Here is a 24717-nt window from a genome sequence, read left to right as displayed (position 1 = left end):
GCTTAGGAGTGTGATTCTAATACTCCCAAAGGCTTTGCTCAAAATCAGAAATTGATTTCTTTATACGCTCAGACTCATATAATTTCCGGGGATCTTTAGGATCTGTCAGTCCTAACATATCTGTAATATTCTTATTTCCAGGATTGGTTTCTTTAACCACATAACTAGAAAACAACCTTCTAACAAAAAAGTCATCAAAAGTTAAGGTAGAAGCATCATTACCTGGGTTAGTAAGGCGTTTTTTACTTAACAGCTCACGTGCATCATCATAATACACCCAAAATACCGGCTGCCAATGTCCTTCAACCTCCTTCATCGGTGCAATACCAACAATTCTTGGTTCAAAAACAGAACGCTTGGAGTCTAAAATCCAATCCTCCTTTATTCTGTATTTTAAAAACTCATCAGATCTTAACCTTCTTAAAGACGGTTCAGCAATTTTTCCTGTTGCAGAATCTGCAACACCCTCGCTTACACCTCTTGCGCTTTGTAAAGCCTCTTGGGCAGTCAAAGCAATACGAAACGAATCATTATCATCAAGAAGCTTTCCAGCTGTGGTGTCTTTATTAGAATAAACGGTTAATTCCTCGTTTCCTATTGCTTCCAATAAGATATCTATTAGTTTCGAATCCTCAGCTTTAAGCACTGAGTTAATTGTGTCTCTCAAATCAATTTCACGCCAAATTCTTTTAGCATAATAAACATCTTCTTCTCTTACATCAGCATATGGAACCATTACATTACTGTCAATGTCTCTTCGTACTGCAAACCCATCCTTTGGTGGAGTTTTGATCTTAGTTTTTTTAACTGAATCTGTCTTCACCGGAGTTGCAGGTACCTGGGCATAAGCACCAATACTTAACAACAATAATGCAACAATACCTAACACATTTTTCATAATATTCTATTTTGCTACAAATGTAATTCCATCCAAAACTTTTTGTCTTCCATCCGGTCCTTCACAAACAATATCCTTAAAGATAATAGTTGCATTAGGTTTAATAGAATTTAAAGCACCTTTAATCTGTCCGTTAAAACCGCCCCCATTACATGGAATGGTAACAGCATCTGCTTTTGGATTAATAAAGGTAGCAGAAAACCTGATCACTCTGAACTTAACATCAAAAACAAAATCTTCAAGTTGTGTTTCAATTCCACCGGCACTTTCTAGCCATTCCAAAGGAACATTTCCTCCGGCTTTGCCTTTTACATATGCTCTTGGTGTTGGCAAGCCTTTAACTCTGAACTGCTGAGAACCCAAATTTAATGTTTTACCTGCATTAGTTGCAGAAACATTAATACTCAAAGTTTTACCAACCTGTCCACCGTCAACATTAACAGTATACTTACCATTACCGCCCGAAATTGATCCTCCTGAAATAGAAGCACGAACACTTTCTAAAGGGAAACCAGCTGCAGAAACAGAGAATGGGTTAGGAATACCTGCATAAATAACATTCATTTTATCTGGTGATACCGTAGCAGAAGGCTTAGCTACCTGATAGCTCTGTTCTGCCGTAGGATATTCTTTAATCTGTCCGTCAGTTTGTCTAACGCGGATGATACCCTTCCATTTAAATACACCAACACTTCCTGTACCTCCGGTATAAGTTCCTTTCCCCTCTTTAACAGATAAAGCATTTCCACCCACAGAAATTTCAGGATTAGATCTTGAATCGCTGGCGGTTAAAAAAACCTGTGCAGTGTACGGCTGGCCTTGTACCACGTATGAACTTGGTGCTACAGCCACCGCCTCAAACTGATCTAAATTTACAAGTGCTTTATCCATGTTACCGAATAATTTCTTTACAATCTCGGCCTCAGCATTTTTAACGTCAGATTGTATTTTAGTCAAAATTGTATTTGCAGCAGTAAGTGGGGTACCTTCACTAAAGTTAATATCTTCCCATTTTTTATTGCCGTTAATGCTTTTCGCAGCGTCTTTAGCCTCAAGAGTAAAGGTTACACCTCCACGATCTTTCTCATCCAGCAAAGCAATTAATTTCTCGCGGGTTTCATTGATCTTAACTTTAAGCTTCTGACCTTCTTTATCATTAATCATAATGCCTTGTGCAATATCAAGGTTTGCTCTTTCAACAAGATCACCTGTTTCCTCATCAATACCTTTCCCTTCAGCATTAAATCTGTCTTTCAGTTTTTGCACATAATTATTCAGCTCATCTGCATAAGCTTTGGCTTTATTAGCCTTTTCCCATATAGGTTGTGCCCTTGCAGGCTCATCTTTTAATTTTGTATTTTGAAACGATGTAAACAATTGTTCAATGCTCGTATTTACATTAGTTTTTGAACTAACTAAACTATCATTGATGTTTTTAAAAGCGTTTAATATGGTATCTGATACGTTTAGGGCGAGCATAGCTAACAATACCAAATACATGATATTGATCATCTTCTGTCTCGTTGTCTGTTTTCCTCCGGCCATTCTGAATAGGTCTGTTTGGTTAATTAATAAATAAAATAATTACTAATTATCCGCGTGGCTGATTCATAGCAGATAACATATTGCCATAAATAGCATTCAATGATGCCAGATTTTTAGCCAGTTTACCTACTTCATCTTTAAACTGTTTAGAATCTTCCATTGATTCATTAAAGTTGTTCATTGTAAGAGACAAGTTCTGGTAAAACTTATTCATAGATTTTAAGTGAGCACTTGAATCCTGTAGTTCTAATTCATAAACAGCATTTAAAGCTGATAAATTTTTAGCAAGCGTATTTACCTGCTCATGGTAAGATTTAGAAGCAACATTGCTTTCGCCCATTTCAACCAATTGCGAGGTAGCTTTTTCAAATGCATTATTTAAGTTATCAAAACTTGCAGATGCGCCTTTGATTTTACCTGTGAATTCAGCAGTTGCAGTTGAAACATCAGCAACATTAGATATGGCGGCAACCTTATCTCCGAAAGTGCGTAAGCCTGTACCCAGGCTTTCAATCAATTCTGGGCCAATTTTAGCGTCTACCAACATTTTATCTAAAGCCGCAGTTGAAGAAAAACTTGCCGGTGCAGCAACAGGTCTGGCCGAAGCTTTAGGCAGTTCACCATCAAAATCATCTCTTAATTCAGGATATACCCTTTCCCATGCCGGCTCCGGTTCAGGCTGAATAAATCCGGTTAGTGCAAATAGAATTGCCTCTACCCCCAATCCGGCACCAATCATATAATTACCCCAAACACCACCAAGGTGTAGGATTTTGAAAAGTGCTCCAAGAATTACAACACTAGCACCAAGCGATATAGCTAAGTGCATCTTATCAAATTTTTTATTTGCTGCCATTTTATTAAAATAAGGATTTTCGATTTTTGGGTTTTATTGGTTTGTTAGTTTTTATAAGAAATATCAGTTCCAGGATATGCAGAAATACATCTGAAACCAATATAAGATCTTGCCTCATCCTGATACTCATAAGTACCAACAGAGTTCTGCAGGAAGAAACCTATGTCTTTCCATGAGCCACCTCTTACAACTTTACGTTTTTTGTATTTGCTGTCCGAAGTTTTGGCTACATAAGTAAAGTTAGGGTTAAAATCGTGTAGCATCGGAGCTGCAGATGGGTTATAAGCAGTTATAGTCCACTCAGCAACATTACCCGCCATATTGTATAACCCATAATCATTCGGAAAATAAGATTTAACGTTTACAGTATACATACCACCATCATCCGAATAATTTCCACGTCCCACTTTAAAGTTGGCTTGCATACAGCCTTTCGTATTACGCACATAAGGCCCACCCCAAGGATATTTTGTTTTCACATTACCACCTCTGGCAGCATATTCAAACTGAGCATCACTTGGCAACTGGTATTCAGGCCTAGCGTTAAGAGGTTGTTTCCTTGCTACAGCTACTGATTCATAGAAGCGTGTACGCCATACACAGAATGCTGAAGCTTGCTCCCAGTTTACACCAACCACAGGATAATCGTCATAAGATGGGTGGTTAAAATAAGTTTTAACCATTGGGTCATTCTGCGAATAAGAATAATCTATTTTCCATACCATTGTATCAGGATAAACTGCAATAGATGGGTGATGATTAGGATTAGAAGGATCAGGCAAATCAGTATAAGTAACAATAAAGTCCTGCCTTTTTTTAGAAGGATCGTTTCTTCCTTCAGCAGCTAAATCTGTACTTACATAGCTGTATGCATATCTTAGTTTTCTAATATCAATTTCATTTCTTCCCGGAATGGCATCAGCACCGCTATAATACATATCGGTTAGCTTACTGGCATATCCCCCATTTTTGCTGCTCCATAACTGCGATCCGTTACCAACTTTTCTCCAGTCAATATTTCTGGTACCACCAAGTGAGGCTGAGCCTGCAGCACCTTGAGGCTGTGCCTGAAAATAAGCAGGTGCACCAGAAGGCCCTAAAGAAGTTACAGCAATTGAATCTCTAACCCAGTTTACAAATTGCCTGTACTCGGCATTAGTAATCTCAGTTTGATCCATAAAAAAAGCACTAAAGGAGGTCATTTTACTAGGTGAGCTCTGTGAGTTATTAATGTCCTCATCAGACATACCTATAAGGGTTCTGCCCGGAGGTATGTAAACCATACCCAAGGGAATCCTATTATTTCTGAATTTCTTATTGTACACCCCAACCAGTTCACCCTGGCCGCCCTTTCCACAACTAGAAAGTAATATTGTAACAATAAAAAAACCTAATAAGTAGCTGTTTCTCATAATTAGCGTTAAGCAATTTCCTAACAATTTTATCAATAATGATTGATATTTACAATTCTTAGGGGCAAAAATATACCTAAAGACTAAAATGAACAGATTTTAGAGCAAAAAAATACAATTATTAAACTTTAACGAAATAAAGCTTAACGATTTGTTAAGCTTTATTTGTTAGACTTTTTAATATAATTCTCTATTGCCATAATCATAGATGGAGCCTCTGGAGAAGGGGCTGCAATATCTACAATAAGGCCAGCGTCTTTAACAGCCTTATGGGTATTTACTCCAAAAGCAGCTATACGCGTATTGTTTTGTTTAAATTCAGGGAAGTTTGTAAATAACGACTGAATACTTGAAGGACTAAAGAACCCGATTACATCATAAAAAACTTCGGCCAGATCTGAAAGATCTGAAACAACCGTTTTGAATAATACTGCCGGAGTAAAATCATAACCATTCTTCTGCAAGAAATTCATGGTATCTTCAGTAGCTACGTCAGAGCAAGGGTATAGGAATTTCTCACCTGCATGTTTTTTTAACACTTCGGCTAAGTCGGCCGCAGTTTGCTTTCCAAAAAAGATCTTTCGTTTTCTGTACTGTATGTACTTCTGCAGGTATAGTGCAGTAGATTCTGAAATACAGAAATACTTCAGATCAGCAGGAACTTCGTATCTCATTTCCTCACAAATTCTGAAAAAATGATCAACTGCATTTCTACTGGTAAATACCACTGATGTGAAATCACTTAATGTGATTTTATCCTTTCTAAAATCCCTTGCAGGCACACCTTCAACATGAATAAACGATCTGAAATCAATTTTCACATTGTACTTTTTTGCTAAATCAAAGTATGGTGATTTCTCTGTTTCTGGTTTTGGTAATGTGATTAATATACTCTTTACCTTACGCAACCTATCTTCTGTCTTTTCTTGCATTTTACAAATTACACGGTTATAATCCTATTGCCTTGATTAAAATTAATATAGGGCAAATTTCGAGGGCACAAAAGTACAAAAACAAATAGACTTTTGAAAATCGATGATGAGATAATATGTTAACCCCTGCCCTTATAAATTGAAAAGCAAAAATCACGCCTAATAGTATAAAAGAGATAGCAATATAGTATGGCCCATATTTTAAGGGCGATAATGAGAAAGCTATAACTAATGGAATGAACACTAAAGAAAGGTTAAAATAACTCAAATATAATATTGTAACATATTCATTAATCGGTTTCTGGATGTTAAAAAGATACCCCAACAGCCTTAGGATAACTATTTTCATTATATACAAAACTACAATCAGAATTGAAATACTGAGATAAAACTGAAAGCCTGTGCCCGGAAATGAAATATGATAAAAGCCAGATACGAGATAAAAAAACATCCCTATTGTAAAGCCAAATTGAACAAATAAAAGCAAAAAGGGCCATGATGTAAATAAGTTGTCCTCTTTATTTAAATTGTTTAATACCCGATTACTGAAAAAGGACTGAACAATTGTTTGCAGTTGTTTATTAAAAGATATTTTGAGTACTGCAAACAAAACCAGAAGTAAACCTACAATAGCAGGAACCCAAACCGAGCCCTTTGGTATAGGCTTGCCCAATCTGTATTTACTTACCTTCATTGTGGTAAGCTCTTTATATCTGGTAATCAGATTAGAACTGCCCACTGTATTTGCCAGAATGATACTATCCATAATCATATGCTTATGAATCATTGAATCCGGAAAGAGCCAGCTATGAGTCATTATAGAATCTGTAACAAATTTTTGGCGGGCAAGAAAAGCAGGGTCCTTTACAAATTTACGGGTATAAGCGGGTGCTGCTATAGTAGTATCTGCATCCTCCGGTACTGTTTGTGCATAAGTCCGATTATAGCCTAAGGCAAAAAACAAGGTCGCAATAAGTATAATACGGCTCAAATTCATTGCCCCAAATTTAGATAAAAGTTTTGAAGATCATGCCTCACTACTCAACGAAGCTGAGAGCTTTGGCTATTAATTTATATAAGTTAAATTCTTCTGTCAAAAACACCTCTCCAATATACCTGCCATGGGCTTTGAAGTGCGCTATTCCATTTTTAGTGATGATGAATTCATGTGGCCCATAGCCGGTTTCAACAAGAGGAAAGGTGTTTTCTTCTTCAGGATCTAATGTTATAAATGCCCAATCCTCATATTTAGGCAGTATCTTATCAGGAAGCTTCTTGCCAACCGGATTCTTATAGAAATTAAGTGGTGAATGCCAGAAACTATGGTTATTTAGGCAAACTCCCTCTTTAAAGTCTCTAATGGCCTCTAAACGCTGATTTGCAAGTTCAAACCACTTTGGAGAGATCTTAAGGATAGCAAATTCTACAGTACTGAAATTACTTCTGGTATAAGCCTTAATAAAGATGTGATTGGTTGCTTTCTTTGATCTTTTCATATTTTAAGGATTAATTTTTTGGCAAAGCGTTGCCATTACGATAATTTGATTCGTTTTTAGGTTCCGGATCGAACCTTCTGTTCGGCAGAATCAGGACAGATTAAGGATTGAGAGCAGATTGCTTCGGAAAATGGATACCTTTACCCGAAGCAAACCCAAAGCTGCCTCCAACCTGTCTAGACGCGGGTCATATCAATCTACAAGAAAGGAGTAATCTTGCTCAGTCTGGTGGGCAAAGGATTAGTGTATAAAGAATAGCTATAAGTACCTCCATATTTTTAACGCAAAAAGCGCGGACCCCCGACTTACCGAGCCAGAGGTTCTGGAAGACCGTGCAACGATAAGGGTGCTCACGGTAGCGTCACTTCTGAGCTAACTATATATTAATGTGGCCTCTGCAAAAAAGCTTAAAAGAATCTATAACTTTTGAAGTTCTGCTATGTAGCTGAATAAATTGAAAAGTTCGAAACATCTCAATCCCTTTAATATCTACAATGCTAAGCTCATTCCTTTTCAATTCACCTATAATGGTTTGCATTGACAAAAAAGCCGCAGCTTCTGAATGAAGCAGATATTGTTTGATGCTGACATTACTTTCTAACTGCAATTCAATTTTGAGATCTTTAAGACTGATGCCAACTTCACCTAATGCTTTTGAAATTACATCAAGCGTACCAGATCCATGTTCTCTGAGTACCAATTGCAAATCAAGCAGCTGATGGGGAACAATCTCTCCTTTTTTGGCTAATGGGTTGTCGGACTTTGTAACTAAAACCAATTCATCATCGCTAAATTTTTCATAGTTTATCTGAGGATAATGCATTTGCCCTTCAACCATCGCCACGTCAATTTTTCCATCTATTACCAATTGCGTAATAGACTCAGTATTGCCCCTGATAAAAGTAAATACAATTTCCGGATAAGCCCTTTTAAATAAAGCAAGGATTTTGGGCATAAAGGTCTGCGCCAGTGTTGTACTTGCCCCTATGCGCAGATTACCTCTAAGACCATCGCTTAACTGGGCAAGGTCATTTTGAATCAACAAATAGATTTCAAATATTTTCCCTGTATGTTTTAATAAAACATTGCCGGCTGCTGTTAAGGAAATATGATTTCCATTGCGAACAAACAAAGCAGTATTTAATTGTTTTTCGAGTTCCCGAATATGTCTGGTTACAGCAGGTTGCGTAATAAAGAGTTCAGCAGCTGCTTTAGTAAAGCTCAGTTTTTGCGCAACAGCCTGAAATACCTGTAACCTGAAATCGAATATCATTCTGCAATATATAAATATCCATAGAATAATGTAATGACCTTTGATAACTTATTGTTATGACCTATAACTATAAACATTTTTTGTATTAGCGTCATTAATGCCATCTTTGGGTAACACACAAAACTAAAATTATGTTAACTAACCAATTAAAACTATTCGCTATTATTGGCGCAGCGGCCTTAATAAGCAGTTGTACCGGACGAAACAAGCCCATACAACAGAACCATTTAAGCAAAACAAAACCAGCCGCCGCTGCTAAAGATGTATGGCACGCTCCTGATGAAAGTACAATTCCAAAAAATGCCAAAGGCGAAATGATCCGCTACGGTAAAGACCTGATTGCCAACACTTCGGCCTATTTTGGTTCTAAAGGAACATTGGGTAAATTTACTAATGGATTGAATTGCCAAAATTGCCATCTAGATGCAGGGACAAGGATATTTGGAAACAACTACGCAGCTGTAATGAGCAGCTATCCAAAAATTACTGCACGATCGGGAAAAATTACCAGCCCTATTGCCCGAATTAAAGGTTGTTTTGAGCGAAGTTTAAATGGAAAGATGCCTGATTCTACATCCAAAGAAATAAGAGCGATGATTGCTTACATGGAATGGCTTAACCAGGGAGTTGAGAATCCGGAAGGCATGTATGGACGAGGAACCGAAAAAATAGCTTTGCTGGATCGCCCTGCTGACCCAAAAAAGGGAGCATTACTCTATGCATCGAAATGTAAAAGCTGCCATGGCGAAAATGGAGAAGGTATAGCTGCAACCGGAGGCAAAACGTTTATCTATCCACCACTATGGGGCAAGGTTAGTTATAATGATGGTGCGGGGCTTTATCGTCTCTCTAATTTTGCCGGATTTATTAAGAATAATATGCCTTTTGGTGCTACTTATAAAAATCCAATACTAACTGATGAGGAATCGTGGGACATTGCAGCCTTTGTTAACTCGCAGGCACGCCCCCACAAAGATCAGCACGCAGATTATCCAAATTTAAAAAAGAAACCTATTGATGCACCTTATGGCCCTTATGGAGACCATTTCTCTGAAAAACAACATAAATACGGCCCATATCAACCAATTAAAAACGTATACAAAACAAAAACATAAATGAAAAACTCAATCAAATACATCTTTGCATTAGCGGCAGTACTTTTTTTTGCTAATCTTAAACCAGCTACAGCTCAAACCAAGAACGAATTTCAAGCGGCTAAAAGTAAAAACAAGCAATATTATGCACTCTATGCATTAAATAGCGGTGATGAACAAAAAATAGCAGGAACATTAAGGAATATTAAAAATGCTCTGGAAGATCCGCGACTAAAAGGAAAACTTCATGTTGAGCTGATTGCCTTTAGTGGAGGCGTAGCAGTCTACGATAAAAATGGGCCGTTTAAAGAGACTTTGCTTGATTTAAAATCCCGCGGGGTAGATCTTGTTCAATGTGAAAATACAATCAGGGAACGTAAGATTGAAAAAAGCTCTTTGTATGATTTCATTAATTATGTTCCCAGCGGCAATGGAGAAATTATTCTGCGCCATTACGAAGGATGGGCAATTGTACATCCGTAATCATTTTTAAATAAAGGTTATAATAATGCGTAAATTAAAACTAATCATATTTATACTAACTGTAGTTCTCCTTAACAGTTCCATTGTTATGGCTCAGAATCATCGTTTTGACCCTCCATGGAACACACCTCCCGAAGCTAAGGTTCAGTTTACAATTCCAGGGATCGACAACATACCTGATATTTATGGCGACATAAATGACCCTCAGCTAGTTGTATTTTTTGCCGGCAATCAGTTCATGGTTATAGATGATTTAATGAAATCATTTAAAATCAAATATCCTCAATATACCCGTGTGCTTGCTGAAACCCTTCCGCCGGGTATTTTAGCAAAGCAGATTGAAGCTGGCAGTATTGTTATTGGCAATATGCGAATCACATTGAAACCGGATGTATACACTGCCGGTAAAACCAGAATTGATGAATGCCATAACTGGTTTAACAGAACTGAGCTTTATGCTAAAAATAAATTGGCGATAATGACCAGAAAAGGAAATCCTAAGCAAGTAAATAAACTGGCTGACTTAGGGCGCAATGATTTACGTGTAAGCATGCCTAATCCAGCATGGGAAGGAATTGGGAAACGTATTGAAGAAGCTTATAGAAAAGCAGGTGGCGAAGCACTTAGAAATACTATAATGGAAACTAAAGTAAAGGACTCTACAACATACCTTACCCAAATTCATCACAGACAAACGCCTATGCGCATTCTATATGAGCAAAGTGATGCAGGGCCTGTCTGGTATTCAGAAGTGCATTATCAGAAAATGATTGGTCACCCAATTGAGTATATTGAAATTCCAGAAAACGAGAATATAAAGGCTCAATATTATGCGGGGCAGCTTAAAAAAGCTCCACATCCTAAAGCCGCTAAAGATTTTATGGATTTTTTAATAAGTAAAGAGGCTCGTGCCATTTATAGCAAATATGGATTTGAACTACCTTAGTAAGGAGTTCAAATCTTATTAATTTTCTTCTTTAAGCGGGCTTACTTTAATGGATTTGAATTTTACTTCGCCATGCTTGGCATAGAACCATAAAAAGCTACCTTTTTGCTCCGGCGTACGATTTACAATGCATCTTTTATTATCTATTGAAACATCTATAATGTCGTCTTTTACAATAAGATCAAGCTTAATAGTTTTATTTAAACCGCTAACTGCTCGTATCATTGTATTACCAAGACTTACAGTTTGATTATTTGGCGAAAAGTTAAGTCGGTAACCGGCTTCTGCTTTTTCACGCGACCTTAAATACAGCCCATACTCGTCAACCGAACCAATGGTTTCTATTTCGAGCGTAATCCGGCTGTTTAATGGAATAGCCTCGGCATGCGCTGCCCCTACACCATTAGGGGCTTTAATTAAAATGCTATTTTTACTAATAAGTGAAGCGTAGAGATCTGCAACGAGATCAGGTTGAATTTCAGGGCCAGATTCGGGAATCATTTCGGCAGGGAATTTTGAGCTTAGTGTCCCGTCGGTCTCCTGTACAATTTCTCTAAATATGGCATTACCTCCAAACCTTTCTCCGCCATCATCCTTATTTTGATCTCTTGAAGGAACCCACGCGGCAGCAATACGTCTGTTATCTTTAAATTCAGCGGTCTTAACAACGTTTGTCCACGACTCATTTATAGTTTGATATCTTGGCTCTTCCCAAGGGCCATAAGGGCTTCTGGATTTTACATAATAGGTATCTCCATTATCGCCATATACCAAATAATACCACCCTTTCCATAAAAAATAATCAGGACATTCAGGTACAGATGATTGTCCGGTTAATACCGGATCAAGCACAGTCCAATTTTTCAGATCTTTTGAGGTAAGGTGTACCAAAGCACCACCTGCATGCCTCAATACAGAATTTTCTTGCCAACTGGACACGAATAAATGAAACTCCCCTGTCTTCTCATCTACAAACACCTTTGGGTCCCTAAAATCTCTTTTGCTATAACCCGGTGCCGAAGTATAAAATGGATTTGGCTTTTGCTTATCGAAGTTAATACCATCAGAACTTATTGCATAACTCAATTGTTCATTAACCTGACCCTCTTTATTGATTAGCCGTGTGGCATAAAAGGCATAATATTTATTTTTATAATAAACAATGGAACCGGTGCATATAGATTTTTCCCATTCCTCATCAATTCCAAGTACCACAGGGTGCTGCTTCCATGTTTTTAGATCTGTTGTAGTGCTTAAAGCCCATTGATGGCCTCCTAATCCTTTTAAGCTTGCATGATGTGCAGAATCTAAAAGCCAGTAAAACGAATAGGTGCCGTTTCGTGAAAAGGGCATACAATCGCCAACAAACAAATTGCCTTTAGGCCGCCAGTATTGAAGGTTCTTAGTGCTTTGAATTTTAGGATCGTACTTTACACCAAGTTGCGCCATAACACTGTTGGCTCCAAGAAAGATTAACAGCAATAATAGATATCTTTTCATATGTGTTATTTTTATCTAAACCCGTACCAATAAGTTGTAGCAGCGCAGTCAGCCGTGCCATTTGCCCAGCCCAGCATTTCCAGATCATATTTAAAATCAGTTTTAAAGGTTACCCCATCCAGATTTCTTGTTCTGGTAAAAGTATTATGACCATAAGAATCTTCTGCATCAGCTCTTGGTGCATTAGCAAAGGGGCTTTGATAAAGCACCACAGGAGCCCAGGAGGTATTGTAATAATCTTCGGCACCCGTTCCAAATTCAGATGGAAAAGTTTCACAGTCTACATATAATTTTTGATCGCCCTCGCCATACCATGTGTGCATATGATTGAAAACTGCAAAACTATCTCCAAGAAAAATACCTTTGCCTTTAATTCTATTAAGCTCCCACTCAATAGCACCATCAGTTTCATCCCATTTCTTTATTGGAACCTTCTCTGTGAACTTCCAATGTGCATTAAAATACATACTGTTACTATTCCATGAATAAAGTTGACTAACTGCCTTTACTTTTATTGAAACCGATTGATCTCCCTGATTTTCTAAAGATATTGAGGCGGTTTTTTGATAAGGCATTGTCCATCTGGATATAATTTCGCCATTGGCTGTGACAGTTCTATACCAGCTTTGCAATGGCTTGCCTCCTACGCCAGATCCAGAAAAATCACCCACCGGACATTCCACACTTTGCTGACCATCAAAAGAGATTTTGAGTATAGTTGATCTCAAAAGCTTCTCGAGATTATCTTTGTTTTCAGATGAGACCTCAATGCTTAGAAATTTAACTGCATTGGCCCCTTTAGGCAGATTTACAGATGCGGTTTGCTTTGGCAGAATAGTTTGATTTATTAGCGATTGTTTCCCTTTGGTAACATTTATAGGGTTTAACAGCTGTTTGTTAACATTGTCTATTAAACCAGATAAACTTCTTGCTTCTTTTAAGGTAAATGTTCTAACAGTTGTGTTTGGGATATATTTTCGGAAATTGATTTGATAGTATCTTGGCTCTGTTATTTCATTTGCTGCGTCTTCCCACGTAACTTTACAATGTTTGGCATAGGGCATTGGTAAATAAAGGGTACTACCTCCTTTTTCAAGAGGTTCATAACTTGAATGAGGAATCAGTAAGGCGGGCCCGGGCTTTAGATCTATCTTCGTCAGATCATATGATGGGATAACAATTTCCGGTTCAGGGTTATTATCAAAATAAACTCTCAGTTTGCCTGCCCTTTTAAAAGTGGTTAGCCAGAATCGCACCAAGGCACCAGGTCCCTTTTCATCAAGCATTACATATTCTTTATGCCCATTAATCTCCTCTACCTTTATGAATTCGGATTTATCCCCATTGGCGAACCAGCCGGGTTTATCAGGAGAAATAGAATGACGATCATAACTGCTGGCCTGACCAGCACTGTAATAGGGTTTGGGCCAATAGGTAACAGCATTAAAATCTGTCATCTCTTTAAGCAACGATGCCATGGTTACTGTCTGCGCTCGACCAATAAATCCTCCAGCGGTTAGCAATACAATCCAAATACCAGTTATAAATTTTTGCATAGAAACTTGCATATAAAACTACTGCTACAAATTTAATGCTATGGAATACTTAACCATCCTGTACTGTTCTGCTTTATGCTGATCGAAGTATATCAAAAAGTACAAACAAAATGTTCTTTACTATAAAAACTGTATTTTGATTTCCGGTTAGCTTTGATAGATATTCCGAAAATTTATTAATGATGAAATTTACGCTAATACTTTCTTTTTTTCTATTATTTATTCATGACACTTGTTTTTCTGCTGAAATGACAAATCATGATATCAAGCATAATACTGGTAACAAAACAATTACGATCACTGTTCCTGATAAAAAAACTTCTATTACAATTGATTATTCAAATGGCTGCGTAATTAAACAATTGAGTTTAAATGGGAAAAATGTGCTTTCATCATCCGGGGTTTATACAGGAATCAGAATAAAGAATTCAGCCTACTCATCAGGTGATAAGAATAGTGGCATTACAGTAACTGAAAACCCAAAAGGGATAACATTAAGCGGAATTAGCTATGGCAATGACACTATTTTAGTTAAGGAAGTTTGGGATTTTAAATTGAATAGTAACAAAATACTGTGGGGCATCAGCCGCGAGTACAGTAACAATGCGAACCTTGAAGACATGGCATTTCCTAAATGGAATTTTGCAGACCTGTCAGCCTGGAAAGGTGGAATAATGGATAATGGCGGAATGGTTTGGTGTAAATACCTTAAAGAAGTAAATGATACATATGGAGTTCATACCGGCGGGGTAACATTCTGGAATGTGGAATCGGGGGATGCATTGCGGATTGCAGCAAAAACAGAAAAAGGTAAAGAAATTGCCTCAAAGTATTCGCACAGCGAAAAAAACGAGTTTACATACACACAATTAATAACTGATATTGAACTGAGTCAGCGATACAATTTAAGCAGGTTTGTTTCACAAAAAGCTGATGTATTTGCACCTTTTAAGGTTAAAAAAGGGAAAATTAAGGTAAGTTTTGAATTCGGGTATCTGGATTACAACAAAGAATATTCAAGAGGAACATTAGCAGGTATAGATGCTTTAGCGGTACGGGAACTGCTAAACACAACTGGACGATATGGCGTTGTAGATAATAATATAATAGGTGCGAATGGCTGGTTGACCAATTGGAAATGTTTGCATGAACCTTTCTTCGCTCAGATTGGCATGGCGGTTAATGATCAGAACTACACCAATAATATGTCGGCCACCCTTGATCAGGAGCGTGATCAGGCCATGCTTAACGACGGACGTGTATTGTCGCGCTGGCACAACGCTGCCGGGGATGAGATACCAGGAACATACAATGCTAAAACCGGATATTACGAAGCAATGTGGGGCTATACAATAGACTCTCAAACAGGTTATGTAATTAACACCAGTGAACAATTCGATTTAAATGGAAATATAGAGTGGCTTCGATCTCATCAAGTGAGTGTTGAAAAGGCTTTGGATTGGCTAATCAAGCGTGATTCGAACAAAAATGGGATTTTTGAGATGATGAATAATAACGTTGCTGAAAAAAAAGCTAGCGACTGGTTAGATATTGTATGGGCAAGCTTTGAAAATTCTTTTGTAAACGCACAGTTATATGAGGCATTAACCCAATGGTCTAAATGTGAAAAGGTATTAGGCAGTCAGCAAAAATCCGATTACTATTCGGCAATAGCCTCACGTTTAAAAATTGCTTTTAACAAGCCAATTGAAGAAGGTGGATTTTGGTCTGCAACCAAACAGCAGTACGTATATTGGCGAGACAAGGATGGTTCTGTACATGGCGATAACCTGGTTACTCCTGTAAATTTTGCAGCTATTGCATTTGGCATATGTGACGACCCGAAAAGAATAGCAATGATCCTTAATCAGATAGAGGAAAGATCTAAAGCTGAAAATCTTTTTCACTGGCCATTGTGTTTTGACTCTTTCAAAAGAGAAGAAGTTAGTGATGGCAATTGGCCATTTCCAAAGTATGAAAATGGAGATATATTTCCGACATGGGGATACCTTGGTGTAAGGGCTTATACGAAATACGACAAAGCCATTGCACTAAAGTACATCAATAATTTGCTGGATCAGTATAAAAAGGATGGGCTTTCTTCGCAGCGATACAGCAGAACTACACAACTGGGGTTAGGAGATGATATTTTGGCTGGCATAAGTACAAGTATTACAGCCTTATACAGAGACATTTACGGAATAAGGCCTAAATGGAATAGAATGGGATTAGAACCAAATATGAGTACTACACTAAACGGAACAAAATTCAATTATACAAACCGCAATACAATTTATAACCTGGAGTTAAGTGTGAACGATTATTTAATGAGTACGCCTGGTTTTTCAATAAAAAGCAAAGAAAGTTTTGGTGCAAATAAGACAGGAAATGTCCTTACATATTACCCCCATAATGACGACGTAATGTTGCTTAAAATTAACGCCGCTACTAACCTCAGCATTAATATGGAGGTTAATTCATGGGATGCCAATGGTTACTCATGGACTATTGCTTCTCCCGATAAATACCAATTTATTGTTAAAGGATTAGTCCCCGACAAAGGCTATCGGTTATCTATAAATGGTGTGATCAGGAATATCCAATCAAAAGGTGATGGAAGCTTTTCGGTTGAGCATGTTTGTAAGCTGCCTACTAAATTCATTCTTAAATAATCTTTACTGATATCCCTTAGTAAATTCATAAATGAGCTTACCTTTGTTGGATGTCTGGCATTTATATCCATATTCCTTTCTGCAAGAAAGCTTGTAGTTACTGCGACTTCCATTTTAGCACCTCTTTAAAATACGTTGACGAGATGACTGATGCAATATGCGAGGAAATTATTCGTAAAAAATCCAGAATAACGGATCAGGTCGGCACTATTTATTTTGGGGGAGGAACACCATCAGTACTCCCCTCAAAAGGTTTTGAAAAAATATTTAATACCATAACAAAGCATTTCTCTGTTTCATCAGATGCCGAGATCACAATTGAGGCAAATCCTGATGATCTTGATGCTAAAAAGATTAATGAATTAAGAAAATTACCTGTTAATCGATTCAGCATCGGAATACAATCTTTTTTTGATGAAGATCTCATCTGGATGAACAGGGCCCATAATGCTGGCGAAGCTGAAAGTTGTATTAAACGCAGTCAGGATGCTGGATTTGAAAACCTGAGCATTGATCTTATTTATGGTTATCCTTTGCTAACAGACAATAAATGGCTAACTAATATCAATAAAGCTATTGAATTCCAAACACCACATATCTCCGCTTATTCATTAACTGTTGAACCACGCACCGCTCTGGCCAATGCAATTAAAAAAGGCAAACAGCCTGCTGTTAATGATGAACAAAGTGCCTCGCAGTTCATGATGCTTATTGATAAACTAAACTCAGGAGGCTTTGAACATTATGAAATCTCGAACTTCAGCAAGCCCGGAAAGTATGCAGTGCACAACACCAATTATTGGCGTGGTATACCTTACCTGGGAATAGGGCCATCTGCACATGGCTTTAGCGGAAAAACCCGATACCTTAACATTGCAAATAATGCCATTTATTTAAGTGAATTACAAGCAGGTAAACTACCTGAAACTATTGAAGAACTTAGCCTTTACGATAGGTTTAATGAATATATAATGACCTCGCTAAGAACTATGTGGGGTACAAGTCTAACTAAAATTGAATCTGACTTTGATAAAGTATTTTTGAGTGACACTATTAAGAACATAAAACCATTTATTGAAAAAAAATGGCTTAAGGATCAAAATAGCCATCTGGTTTTAACCCTGGAGGGGAAATTGTTTGCAGATCATATTGCATCTGAGTTGTTTATAACGGAAGATGATCATTTTAAATATTAAAGAATGAATAATAAAGTTATTTGGATTACCGGCGCGTCATCTGGAATTGGCGAGGCTTTGGTTTATGAATACAATAAAGCCGGAGCAAAACTAATTATATCATCGCGCAACCGTGATGAATTATTTAGGGTTAAAGCTAACTGTAAGAATCCTGTAAATATTCATGTACTGTCCTTAGATCTTGAAGATACAGCCAACCTGAATGGAAAAGCAGAAGAAGCAATTCGTATTTACGGTTGTATTGACATGCTGATAAATAGCGGTGGAATTAGTCAGCGTGGGCTGGCTCTAGAAACTGACCTGGAGACTGAACAACGATTGATGAATGTTAACTTTTGGGGAACAGCCATCCTAAGCAAGGCAGTTCTGCCTAATATGATTGCAAATGGAGGTGGTAATATTGTTTGCATAAGCAGCCTGGTTGGAAAGTTTGGGACCAGGATGCGTTCTGCTTATTCAGCATCGAAACATGCACTGCATGGATACTTTGACTCTCTACGTTCGGAAATGTATGGTAAGAAAATTAACATTACAATTGTGTGCCCCGGCTTTATTAAAACCAAGGTAACGCTTAATGCTTTAACTGCAAATGGCTCCCCGCAAGGTACTATGGATAGTGCCCAGGAAAATGGCATGTCGGCAGAAGAGTGCGCTAAACAGATCGTTCAAGCAGTTAAATCAAATAAAGAGGAAGTTTACATTGGAGGCAAAGAAGTAAAGGGTATTTTATTTAAAAGGTTTTTCCCTTTAAGATTCTCCAAATACCTTAGAACTACAAAAGTTACGTAACAGTTATGGTACAATCTATAAGCTCATAAAAATTGCAAACGTTTGCGCAATCATTTCAATATCAGACAAAAAGAAATAAAAGTTTGACCAAATAAAAAAGGGAACGTGTATGTACGTTCCCTTTTTTATTTGCTATTTAATTGGTTTTATCCAGTAAGAATACTCATGTTTTACGTAAGGTACTCTATACTCTTTTAATGGCATAGCACCCCAACTATCTATTCCCTGAACACCACTCTGGATTAAATCCATGTGCATGTAAATCCTATCGCGCTTAACAAGTTCTCCTGAATGGTACTGTTGCTTTTCTTCCTCAGGATCAAGATCATTTAATGAATACGGCAATGCTGAAAAGCTTAATAAACTATCAGCCATTCCAAAGCTTACTCCTTTTCCTTTTTTATCTGTAAAATTCACCCAGCGTACATCTGTTTTATTACCACTTTCTTGCGGTCGTGCATAAGGGAAATACTGTTCATCAATTGTTTGGCTATAAAGCCCAATAAAGGATCCGGTTTTACGGTCCCAATAATTCTCTCCGGGGCCACGACCATAGAAATTGATTTTACTAAACTCTTTGCTTAATTGCAAATCAGTACCAATCCGTTGCATTAAAGGGTATTTACCTTTTATTGCCACAAACTTGTTATCAACTTTAATTGTACCATCTCCCTTGATTGTAAATATCTGCGTTACTGAGGCATCACCATTTACCAGTTCTTTGGTAAATGTTGCCGTAACATCGCCTGATGCATCTTGTTTAATATCTGCAAGACTTAGTTTGCCTTCTGCATAAGCATTACGCCATTTCCTTAAGCTGCTGTTAAAACCAGCACCAATATCATTATCAGTAGGTGCTCGCCAGAATGCCGGAATTGGTCCTTCCGTAAGCGTTTGGATTCCTTTAATACTGTAGCTGCTCATAGTACCTGCAGCCATATCAAAGGCTACCGAAAAGTCTTTGCCTTTTACAATGGCTTTACCTGATTCTTTTGCTATCAATAGCTTACCGCTTGTAGTTGCTATTTTAAAAGGTTGAGCTACCCCAGCCCATGCAAATTGTTCTGCGGCGATGTTATATCCCGCCGGCAAAAATGGTTCTTCCTTCTTCAGGTTATAATAAACATTTAAAAAATACTCGGCTCCGTTTTTAGCCTTGGTTTTAACAGGCAAACTAATCTCTTTTCCCGTTCTTGGATCTACATTTAAAATACTTATTGTGCCCTTTTCTATAACCTTTCCATTTTCCAGAAGTTCCCAGGCAAGTCCAACATTATCCAGATTCTTGAAGAAATAAGAATTATTGACACTGATCTTATTTGCTCCATTATAAGCTGTTTTGATATATTGATATACCTTTTTTACTTCAACAGCCATAGGTGTCATTCCCCTATAATTGGTAACAACTCCCTTTACGCAAAAATTATTATCACTAAAATCCTGGTTAACCGGACCGCTTAGTGGGAAATCGCCGCCATATGCGTTGATACGTTTTCCATTCTTAACTGTATCAATTGCCTGATCTATCCATTCCCAGATAAAACCTCCCTGCAAATTAGGTTGGGTTTCAATAACATCCCAGTATTCTTTAAAGTTACCCAGACTGTTACCCATTATGTGTGCAAATTCACTCATAATAAGCGGCCTATCAGGTTTGCTGTTTGCATATTCTTTAAGCCAGTTTGGGTCTGGATATTGAGGAACAATCATGTCTGTGTTGTAATCTTCTTCAGCACGTTCATATTGTACAGGTCTGATGTCATTTGATTTAAGCCAATCATAACCTTCATAAAAATTCACTCCATTTCCGGCCTCATTTCCTAAAGACCATGTGATTACTGATGAATGGTTTTTGTCGCGTTCATACATTCTCTTGATGCGCTCCAAATGAGGAACTCTCCATTGTTTATCATTACCAAGCGTATAAGCCAAATCATAATAACGACCATGAGATTCTATATTTGCTTCATCAACTACGTAAAGGCCATATTCATCGCACAGCTCCATCCAATATGGATCAGGAGGGTAATGAGAATGCCTAACTGAGTTAACATTCAGTTTTTTCATCATCTCCATATCTTTCAACATATCAGCATGGGTAAGTGTATGCCCTTGAGTTGCATTGTGCTCATGACGATTAACCCCTTTGAAAAACACCCGTTTACCATTTACAAGAAAGTTATTGTTTACCAATTCGACCGTACGGAAGCCGATTCGCTGAGGAATAACCTCTAGAACATTTCCTTTTTTATCTTTTAGAGTGATGAAAAGTGTATATAAATTTGGTGTTTCTGCCGTCCATGCAGCTACATTTTCTATCTGAGTATTAAAGCTAACGGTACTTTTATAATTTCCAAGAACTGTTTTAACTCTTTTGGTTTCATCTTTATAAACAGACTTGCCTTTAGCATCTACCAGATCTAATTCAACAGCAAACGTATCAGGTTTACTATGCATAGTTTTCTTATCAACCCTATAATTGTTTATCTCGGCAGTAAGAGAAAGTAGCCCGTTTTTATAAGATTTGTCGAGCGTTGCTATTGCTTTGAAATCCCTAACATCTAATTTAGGTGTAGCATATAAATAAACATCGCGCTCAATTCCCGAAATACGCCACATATCCTGGCACTCCAGGTAACTACCATCACTCCACCTGTATACCTGCAAAGCCACAAGATTTTCTCCGGGCTTCACATATTTAGTAATATCAAATTCCGCAGCAAGTTTACTGTCTTCACTATACCCTACTTTTTTACCATTTACCCAAATATAAAAAGCTGATTTCACTGCACCAAGGTGAATAAACACCTGGCGGCCATCCCAGTTTTGGGGAAGGGTAAACTTTTTACGATAAGACCCCACCGGGTTATTATCAACAGGAATATCAAAAGGAGGGTTCATTTTGGCACCCGTATTTTTACGTCCAGCAAATTCATATGGTTGATTGACATAGATCGGCAAGCCGTATCCATTGGTTTCCCAATTGGCAGGGACTTTGAAGTTATCCCATTTGGCATCATCAAAATCGGTTTTATAAAAATCATCCGGACGCTTTCGTGGGTCTTGTACCCAATTAAATTTCCACTGACCATTGAGTGTTAAAAAATAATTGGATTTTTCTTTCGCTCTTTTAGAAGCCAATTCTCTATTTTCAAAGGCAAAAGCTGACGCACGCATCGGCATCCTGTTTACAGAAACCACTTCGGGGGTCTGTAGTTCAGAAGGTAATTGCTGCCCTATTACAGCTGATCCAGCTAATAACAGAGATAGGGTGGTTAAAAAAAATTTCATTTGAATGTTTCGATTGTATTCTGCCATCGAACCTAATTATATTTTAGCTAAAATATTAACGCAAACGTTTGACTTAAATTTAGTTGAACATTTTAATCATGGTTTTCATACATTTAATTCCTAACACAAACAACACATAAATGAATATGAAAAGAACCACCTTGTTTCTGCTTACATTTCAGTTTTTACTTAGTACCATTTGTTTGGCAAAAGTAAAGCAAACTGCAGAATCTGAAACCATTACCATACCGCTTGGAGGAAATGGATGGGTAAACGAAAACTCAACCGCAAGTCTTAAAAAAGAGGGCATAACCAATTGGTCTGCCGCAAGCGATGTAATTACCATTTATTTTAGAACAGAAGCTGCCGGACAGGCAGAATTATCATTAAAATTGAGTGTTCCCGAAGGGAAAAGTAAAATAAGTTTAACCGCCGAAGGCACTACCTTGGTTAAAGAGGTAGGTAATCTAGGCTCTGCATTGGTTAAAATAGGAAACATAACAATTAAACGCCCTGGTTATGTAAAAGTAGAGTTGAAGGGAATTTCAAAAACCGGAGGTGTTTTTGCAGAAGTATCAGATTTAGTTGTTAGTGGAAGTATCGAACTACTAAAGGGTGCTGCTTATGTTAAAAACAACGAAGGAAATTATTTTTACTGGGGCCATAGGGGACCTTCTGTACATTTAGGATACAAAATACCGACCGAAGCACAGAACAATACCGAATGGTTTTATAATGAAATTCAGGTTCCTGTTGGTGAAGATAAACTAGGTACTTATTTTATGTCGAATGGCTTTAGCGGAGGGTATTTTGGAATGCAGGTAAATTCTTCCACTGAACGCAGGGTATTGTTTTCTATATGGAGTCCATTTTCTACTGATGATCCAAAATCTATTCCGGACAGCATGAAGGTAATATTGCTTAAAAAGGGAGAGAAAACAAAGACTGGAGAATTTGGAAATGAAGGTTCTGGTGGACAAAGCTATATGTTTTACCCATGGAAAGCCGGAAAGATTTATGCTTTTCTGATAAGGGCACAGCCTAATACAGATAAAAAAACAACTATATACACTGCCTATTTTAAAGATTTAGAAAAGGGGAATTGGCAGCTTGTTGCCAGTTTTGAGCGTCCAAAATCAGGTGAATACTTAAAAGGGCTTCACTCTTTCCTTGAAAACTTTTCTCCATCTACAGGTGATCAGTCGCGTAAAGCAAATTATAAAAATCAATGGGCTATAGACGCACAGGGCAACTGGCATGAGGTTACTGAAGCTACTTTTACGGCTGATGCAACTGCAAGAGAAAACTACAGGAAAGATTATGCAGGTGGAACAGAGGGTTCGTCGTTCTTTTTAAAGAATTGTGGCTTCTTTAATGATTTCACTCCTATAAAAACTCCTTTGCAAAGAAAAGCCTCGGGAAAAGAACATCCTGAAATTGACTTTAAAAAATTGCCATAAGGCGAGCTCTTGAGGGTGTTTAAAACTAAAAGAATGTTTTAAGCACCCTTCTTAGCTCATTACTCCTATTTTTTTACCACTCCAGTCGGGAAATAGTATTTTATCATTATTAATTTTTAAATGTTTGTCGGCAACCTCGCTAAACACAGCTCTAAAATCTGTAGTAACAGCAAGATCTCGGCCATCTTCAAGGTTTTCAATTGTAAGCGGATTTATTATTCCATGTACTAATCCGCCGTTTACGCTATTTCCAAGAATAAAATTGCAAGATGCCCTGCCATGATCTGTGCCACCCGTTCCATTTTGTTTTACTGTGCGGCCAAACTCAGTCATGGTCATAACCGTTACATCATCCTGTAACGTCCCCATATCTGTCCAAAATGCCATAATACTCTCACTCAGGTCATTCACGTTCCTGGCAAAAATCCCTGTCTCTCTTCCTTGGTTAAAGTGTGTATCCCACCCTCCAGATTCAGCAAAGGCAACTTCCATTCCTACATTCATTTTGATAAGTTGGGCAATCTGCTTCAATGAATTCCCTAAGGCTGAATTAGGATAAACAACTCCGGTGGCTGGCTTATAATTTTTCACATCTGTTTTTTGAAGCATTTTTATTGCTTCGAAACTTTCTTTACCGGTTTCCTTTAGTAGTCCCGATGCTGTTTGGTCATAAAGGTCTTCAAAGCTTTTAGCTGCCATATTGGCTCCATTGATATTGCCTTTCATCTGAATATTAAAATCTTTCAAACTGCTTATTGCAACTGCCGGATAATCGCCATAAAAGGACCTTGGTAAAGATGAGGTTAAACTTACCCCTCTAAGTGGCGATGCAGCATCATGGCCAAGCAAACCCACGGCCCTGTTAAGCCATCCGCTTTCTGTACTTTTCTTAAAGGGTGTACCCGATTCCATGTAATCTTGCGCATCAAAATGGGAGCGTGTATTATTCGGTGAGCCAATTCCATGTACTATGCCCATTCTTTTATCTCTGAATACCTGTTCAAAGGCCGCCATTGAGGGATGCAATCCAAAGTGCCCATCCAAATCTATTAATGGTTTATTTGCGGATATTTTAGCAGCAGACATAAACAGCGAAGGTCTGGCAGCTTTTAAATATTCATCTGTAAAAGGCGTAACAGCCATCAAGCCGTCCATTGCCCCTCGTTGGAAAATGCAGACTAATATTTTCTTTCTTTCAAATAGTCCGGGTTGCTTTATTTCTGCAGCTGCATTGGCAAGAAAGCCCGGTACTCCACCCATTCCTATACCAAATAAGGCAAGGCCTCCGGCTTTTAAAAATCCTCTTCTTGATGTCATG

General features: G+C 37.8%; 19 protein-coding genes. 7 read left to right on the top strand and 12 right to left on the bottom strand.

Annotated elements, in window-relative coordinates; translation table 11 throughout:
* Positions 1 to 16 precede the first annotated feature (16 nt).
* The 8 genes from gldN to CPT03_RS20385 all read right to left on the bottom strand — a co-directional run bounded on the left by gldN (position 17) and on the right by CPT03_RS20385 (position 8412).
* A complete protein-coding gene (gldN, locus tag CPT03_RS20420) occupies positions 17 to 898 on the bottom strand; it encodes a gliding motility protein GldN (protein ID WP_099440558.1) in 882 nt (293 codons plus the stop codon).
* Between the two features lie 6 nt (positions 899 to 904).
* A complete protein-coding gene (gene gldM, locus CPT03_RS20415; RefSeq protein WP_099440557.1) occupies positions 905 to 2443 on the bottom strand; it encodes a gliding motility protein GldM in 1539 nt (512 codons plus the stop codon).
* Positions 2444 to 2489: 46 nt separating this feature from the next.
* A complete protein-coding gene (gldL, locus tag CPT03_RS20410; RefSeq protein WP_099440556.1) occupies positions 2490 to 3299 on the bottom strand; it encodes a gliding motility protein GldL in 810 nt (269 codons plus the stop codon).
* Positions 3300 to 3343: 44 nt separating this feature from the next.
* Complete coding sequence (locus CPT03_RS20405; RefSeq protein ID WP_099440555.1) at positions 3344 to 4711, bottom strand: SUMF1/EgtB/PvdO family nonheme iron enzyme; 1368 nt, start codon at positions 4709 to 4711, stop codon at positions 3344 to 3346.
* Between the two features lie 161 nt (positions 4712 to 4872).
* Positions 4873 to 5643 (bottom strand): uroporphyrinogen-III synthase, encoded by a 771-nt coding sequence (locus CPT03_RS20400; RefSeq protein ID WP_099440554.1) that lies wholly within the window; start codon positions 5641 to 5643, stop codon positions 4873 to 4875.
* 16 nt (positions 5644 to 5659) lie between these two features.
* Complete coding sequence (locus CPT03_RS20395; RefSeq protein WP_099440553.1) at positions 5660 to 6640, bottom strand: DUF4271 domain-containing protein; 981 nt, start codon at positions 6638 to 6640, stop codon at positions 5660 to 5662.
* 40 nt (positions 6641 to 6680) lie between these two features.
* Positions 6681 to 7139: a hypothetical protein gene (locus tag CPT03_RS20390; protein WP_099440552.1), complete on the bottom strand. Its 459-nt coding sequence runs from the start codon at positions 7137 to 7139 to the stop codon at positions 6681 to 6683.
* 376 nt (positions 7140 to 7515) lie between these two features.
* The gene (locus CPT03_RS20385) at positions 7516 to 8412 is read right to left on the bottom strand and encodes a LysR family transcriptional regulator (protein ID WP_099440551.1); all 897 of its coding nucleotides are present in this window, start codon (positions 8410 to 8412) and stop codon (positions 7516 to 7518) included.
* 131 nt (positions 8413 to 8543) lie between these two features.
* Between CPT03_RS20385 and CPT03_RS20380 the strand changes: the two genes are divergently transcribed.
* The 3 genes from CPT03_RS20380 to CPT03_RS20370 are packed head-to-tail and all read left to right on the top strand — an operon-like array spanning position 8544 to position 10935.
* A complete protein-coding gene (locus tag CPT03_RS20380) occupies positions 8544 to 9527 on the top strand; it encodes a c-type cytochrome (RefSeq protein ID WP_099440550.1) in 984 nt (327 codons plus the stop codon).
* Positions 9528 to 9989 carry a DsrE family protein gene (locus CPT03_RS20375; RefSeq protein ID WP_157766507.1) on the top strand — a complete coding sequence of 154 codons (462 nt, stop codon included), beginning with the start codon at positions 9528 to 9530 and terminating at the stop codon, positions 9987 to 9989. It abuts the gene before it with no gap.
* A gap of 25 nt (positions 9990 to 10014) precedes the next feature.
* Positions 10015 to 10935: a molybdate ABC transporter substrate-binding protein gene (locus CPT03_RS20370; protein WP_099440549.1), complete on the top strand. Its 921-nt coding sequence runs from the start codon at positions 10015 to 10017 to the stop codon at positions 10933 to 10935.
* An 18-nt stretch (positions 10936 to 10953) separates the two neighbouring features.
* Here the strand turns inward: CPT03_RS20370 and CPT03_RS20365 are convergent, their stop codons facing one another.
* Positions 10954 to 12435, bottom strand: a complete 1482-nt coding sequence (locus tag CPT03_RS20365) for a family 43 glycosylhydrolase (RefSeq protein WP_099440548.1) — start codon at positions 12433 to 12435, stop codon at positions 10954 to 10956.
* Positions 12436 to 12446: 11 nt separating this feature from the next.
* On the bottom strand, positions 12447 to 13991 hold the full coding sequence (locus CPT03_RS20360; RefSeq protein WP_172954202.1) for a glycoside hydrolase family 172 protein: 1545 nt from the start codon (positions 13989 to 13991) through the stop codon (positions 12447 to 12449).
* A 179-nt stretch (positions 13992 to 14170) separates the two neighbouring features.
* On the opposite strand from CPT03_RS20360, the gene CPT03_RS20355 reads away from it, so the two are divergent.
* The 3 genes from CPT03_RS20355 to CPT03_RS20345 are packed head-to-tail and all read left to right on the top strand — an operon-like array spanning position 14171 to position 18648.
* Positions 14171 to 16663, top strand: a complete 2493-nt coding sequence (locus CPT03_RS20355; RefSeq protein WP_157766506.1) for a hypothetical protein — start codon at positions 14171 to 14173, stop codon at positions 16661 to 16663.
* Positions 16664 to 16713: 50 nt separating this feature from the next.
* Entirely contained in the window at positions 16714 to 17859 is a 1146-nt protein-coding gene (gene hemW / locus CPT03_RS20350) for a radical SAM family heme chaperone HemW (protein WP_099440545.1), read from the top strand.
* A gap of 3 nt (positions 17860 to 17862) precedes the next feature.
* The gene (locus CPT03_RS20345) at positions 17863 to 18648 is read left to right on the top strand and encodes an SDR family oxidoreductase (RefSeq protein WP_099440544.1); all 786 of its coding nucleotides are present in this window, start codon (positions 17863 to 17865) and stop codon (positions 18646 to 18648) included.
* 132 nt (positions 18649 to 18780) lie between these two features.
* Here the strand turns inward: CPT03_RS20345 and CPT03_RS20340 are convergent, their stop codons facing one another.
* On the bottom strand, positions 18781 to 21939 hold the full coding sequence (locus CPT03_RS20340; protein WP_099441204.1) for a glycoside hydrolase family 2 TIM barrel-domain containing protein: 3159 nt from the start codon (positions 21937 to 21939) through the stop codon (positions 18781 to 18783).
* A 140-nt stretch (positions 21940 to 22079) separates the two neighbouring features.
* On the opposite strand from CPT03_RS20340, the gene CPT03_RS20335 reads away from it, so the two are divergent.
* On the top strand, positions 22080 to 23399 hold the full coding sequence (locus tag CPT03_RS20335; RefSeq protein ID WP_099440543.1) for a DUF3472 domain-containing protein: 1320 nt from the start codon (positions 22080 to 22082) through the stop codon (positions 23397 to 23399).
* A gap of 51 nt (positions 23400 to 23450) precedes the next feature.
* Here the strand turns inward: CPT03_RS20335 and CPT03_RS20330 are convergent, their stop codons facing one another.
* Positions 23451 to 24716, bottom strand: coding sequence for a DUF1501 domain-containing protein (locus CPT03_RS20330; RefSeq protein WP_099440542.1), 1266 nt, complete (start codon positions 24714 to 24716; stop codon positions 23451 to 23453).
* Between the last annotated feature and the right edge of the window lies 1 nt (position 24717).

The organism is Pedobacter ginsengisoli (assembly GCF_002736205.1).
In the GTDB taxonomy this organism is placed as follows: domain Bacteria; phylum Bacteroidota; class Bacteroidia; order Sphingobacteriales; family Sphingobacteriaceae; genus Pedobacter; species Pedobacter ginsengisoli_A.
This window is presented reverse-complemented; position numbering and strand designations above follow the sequence as displayed.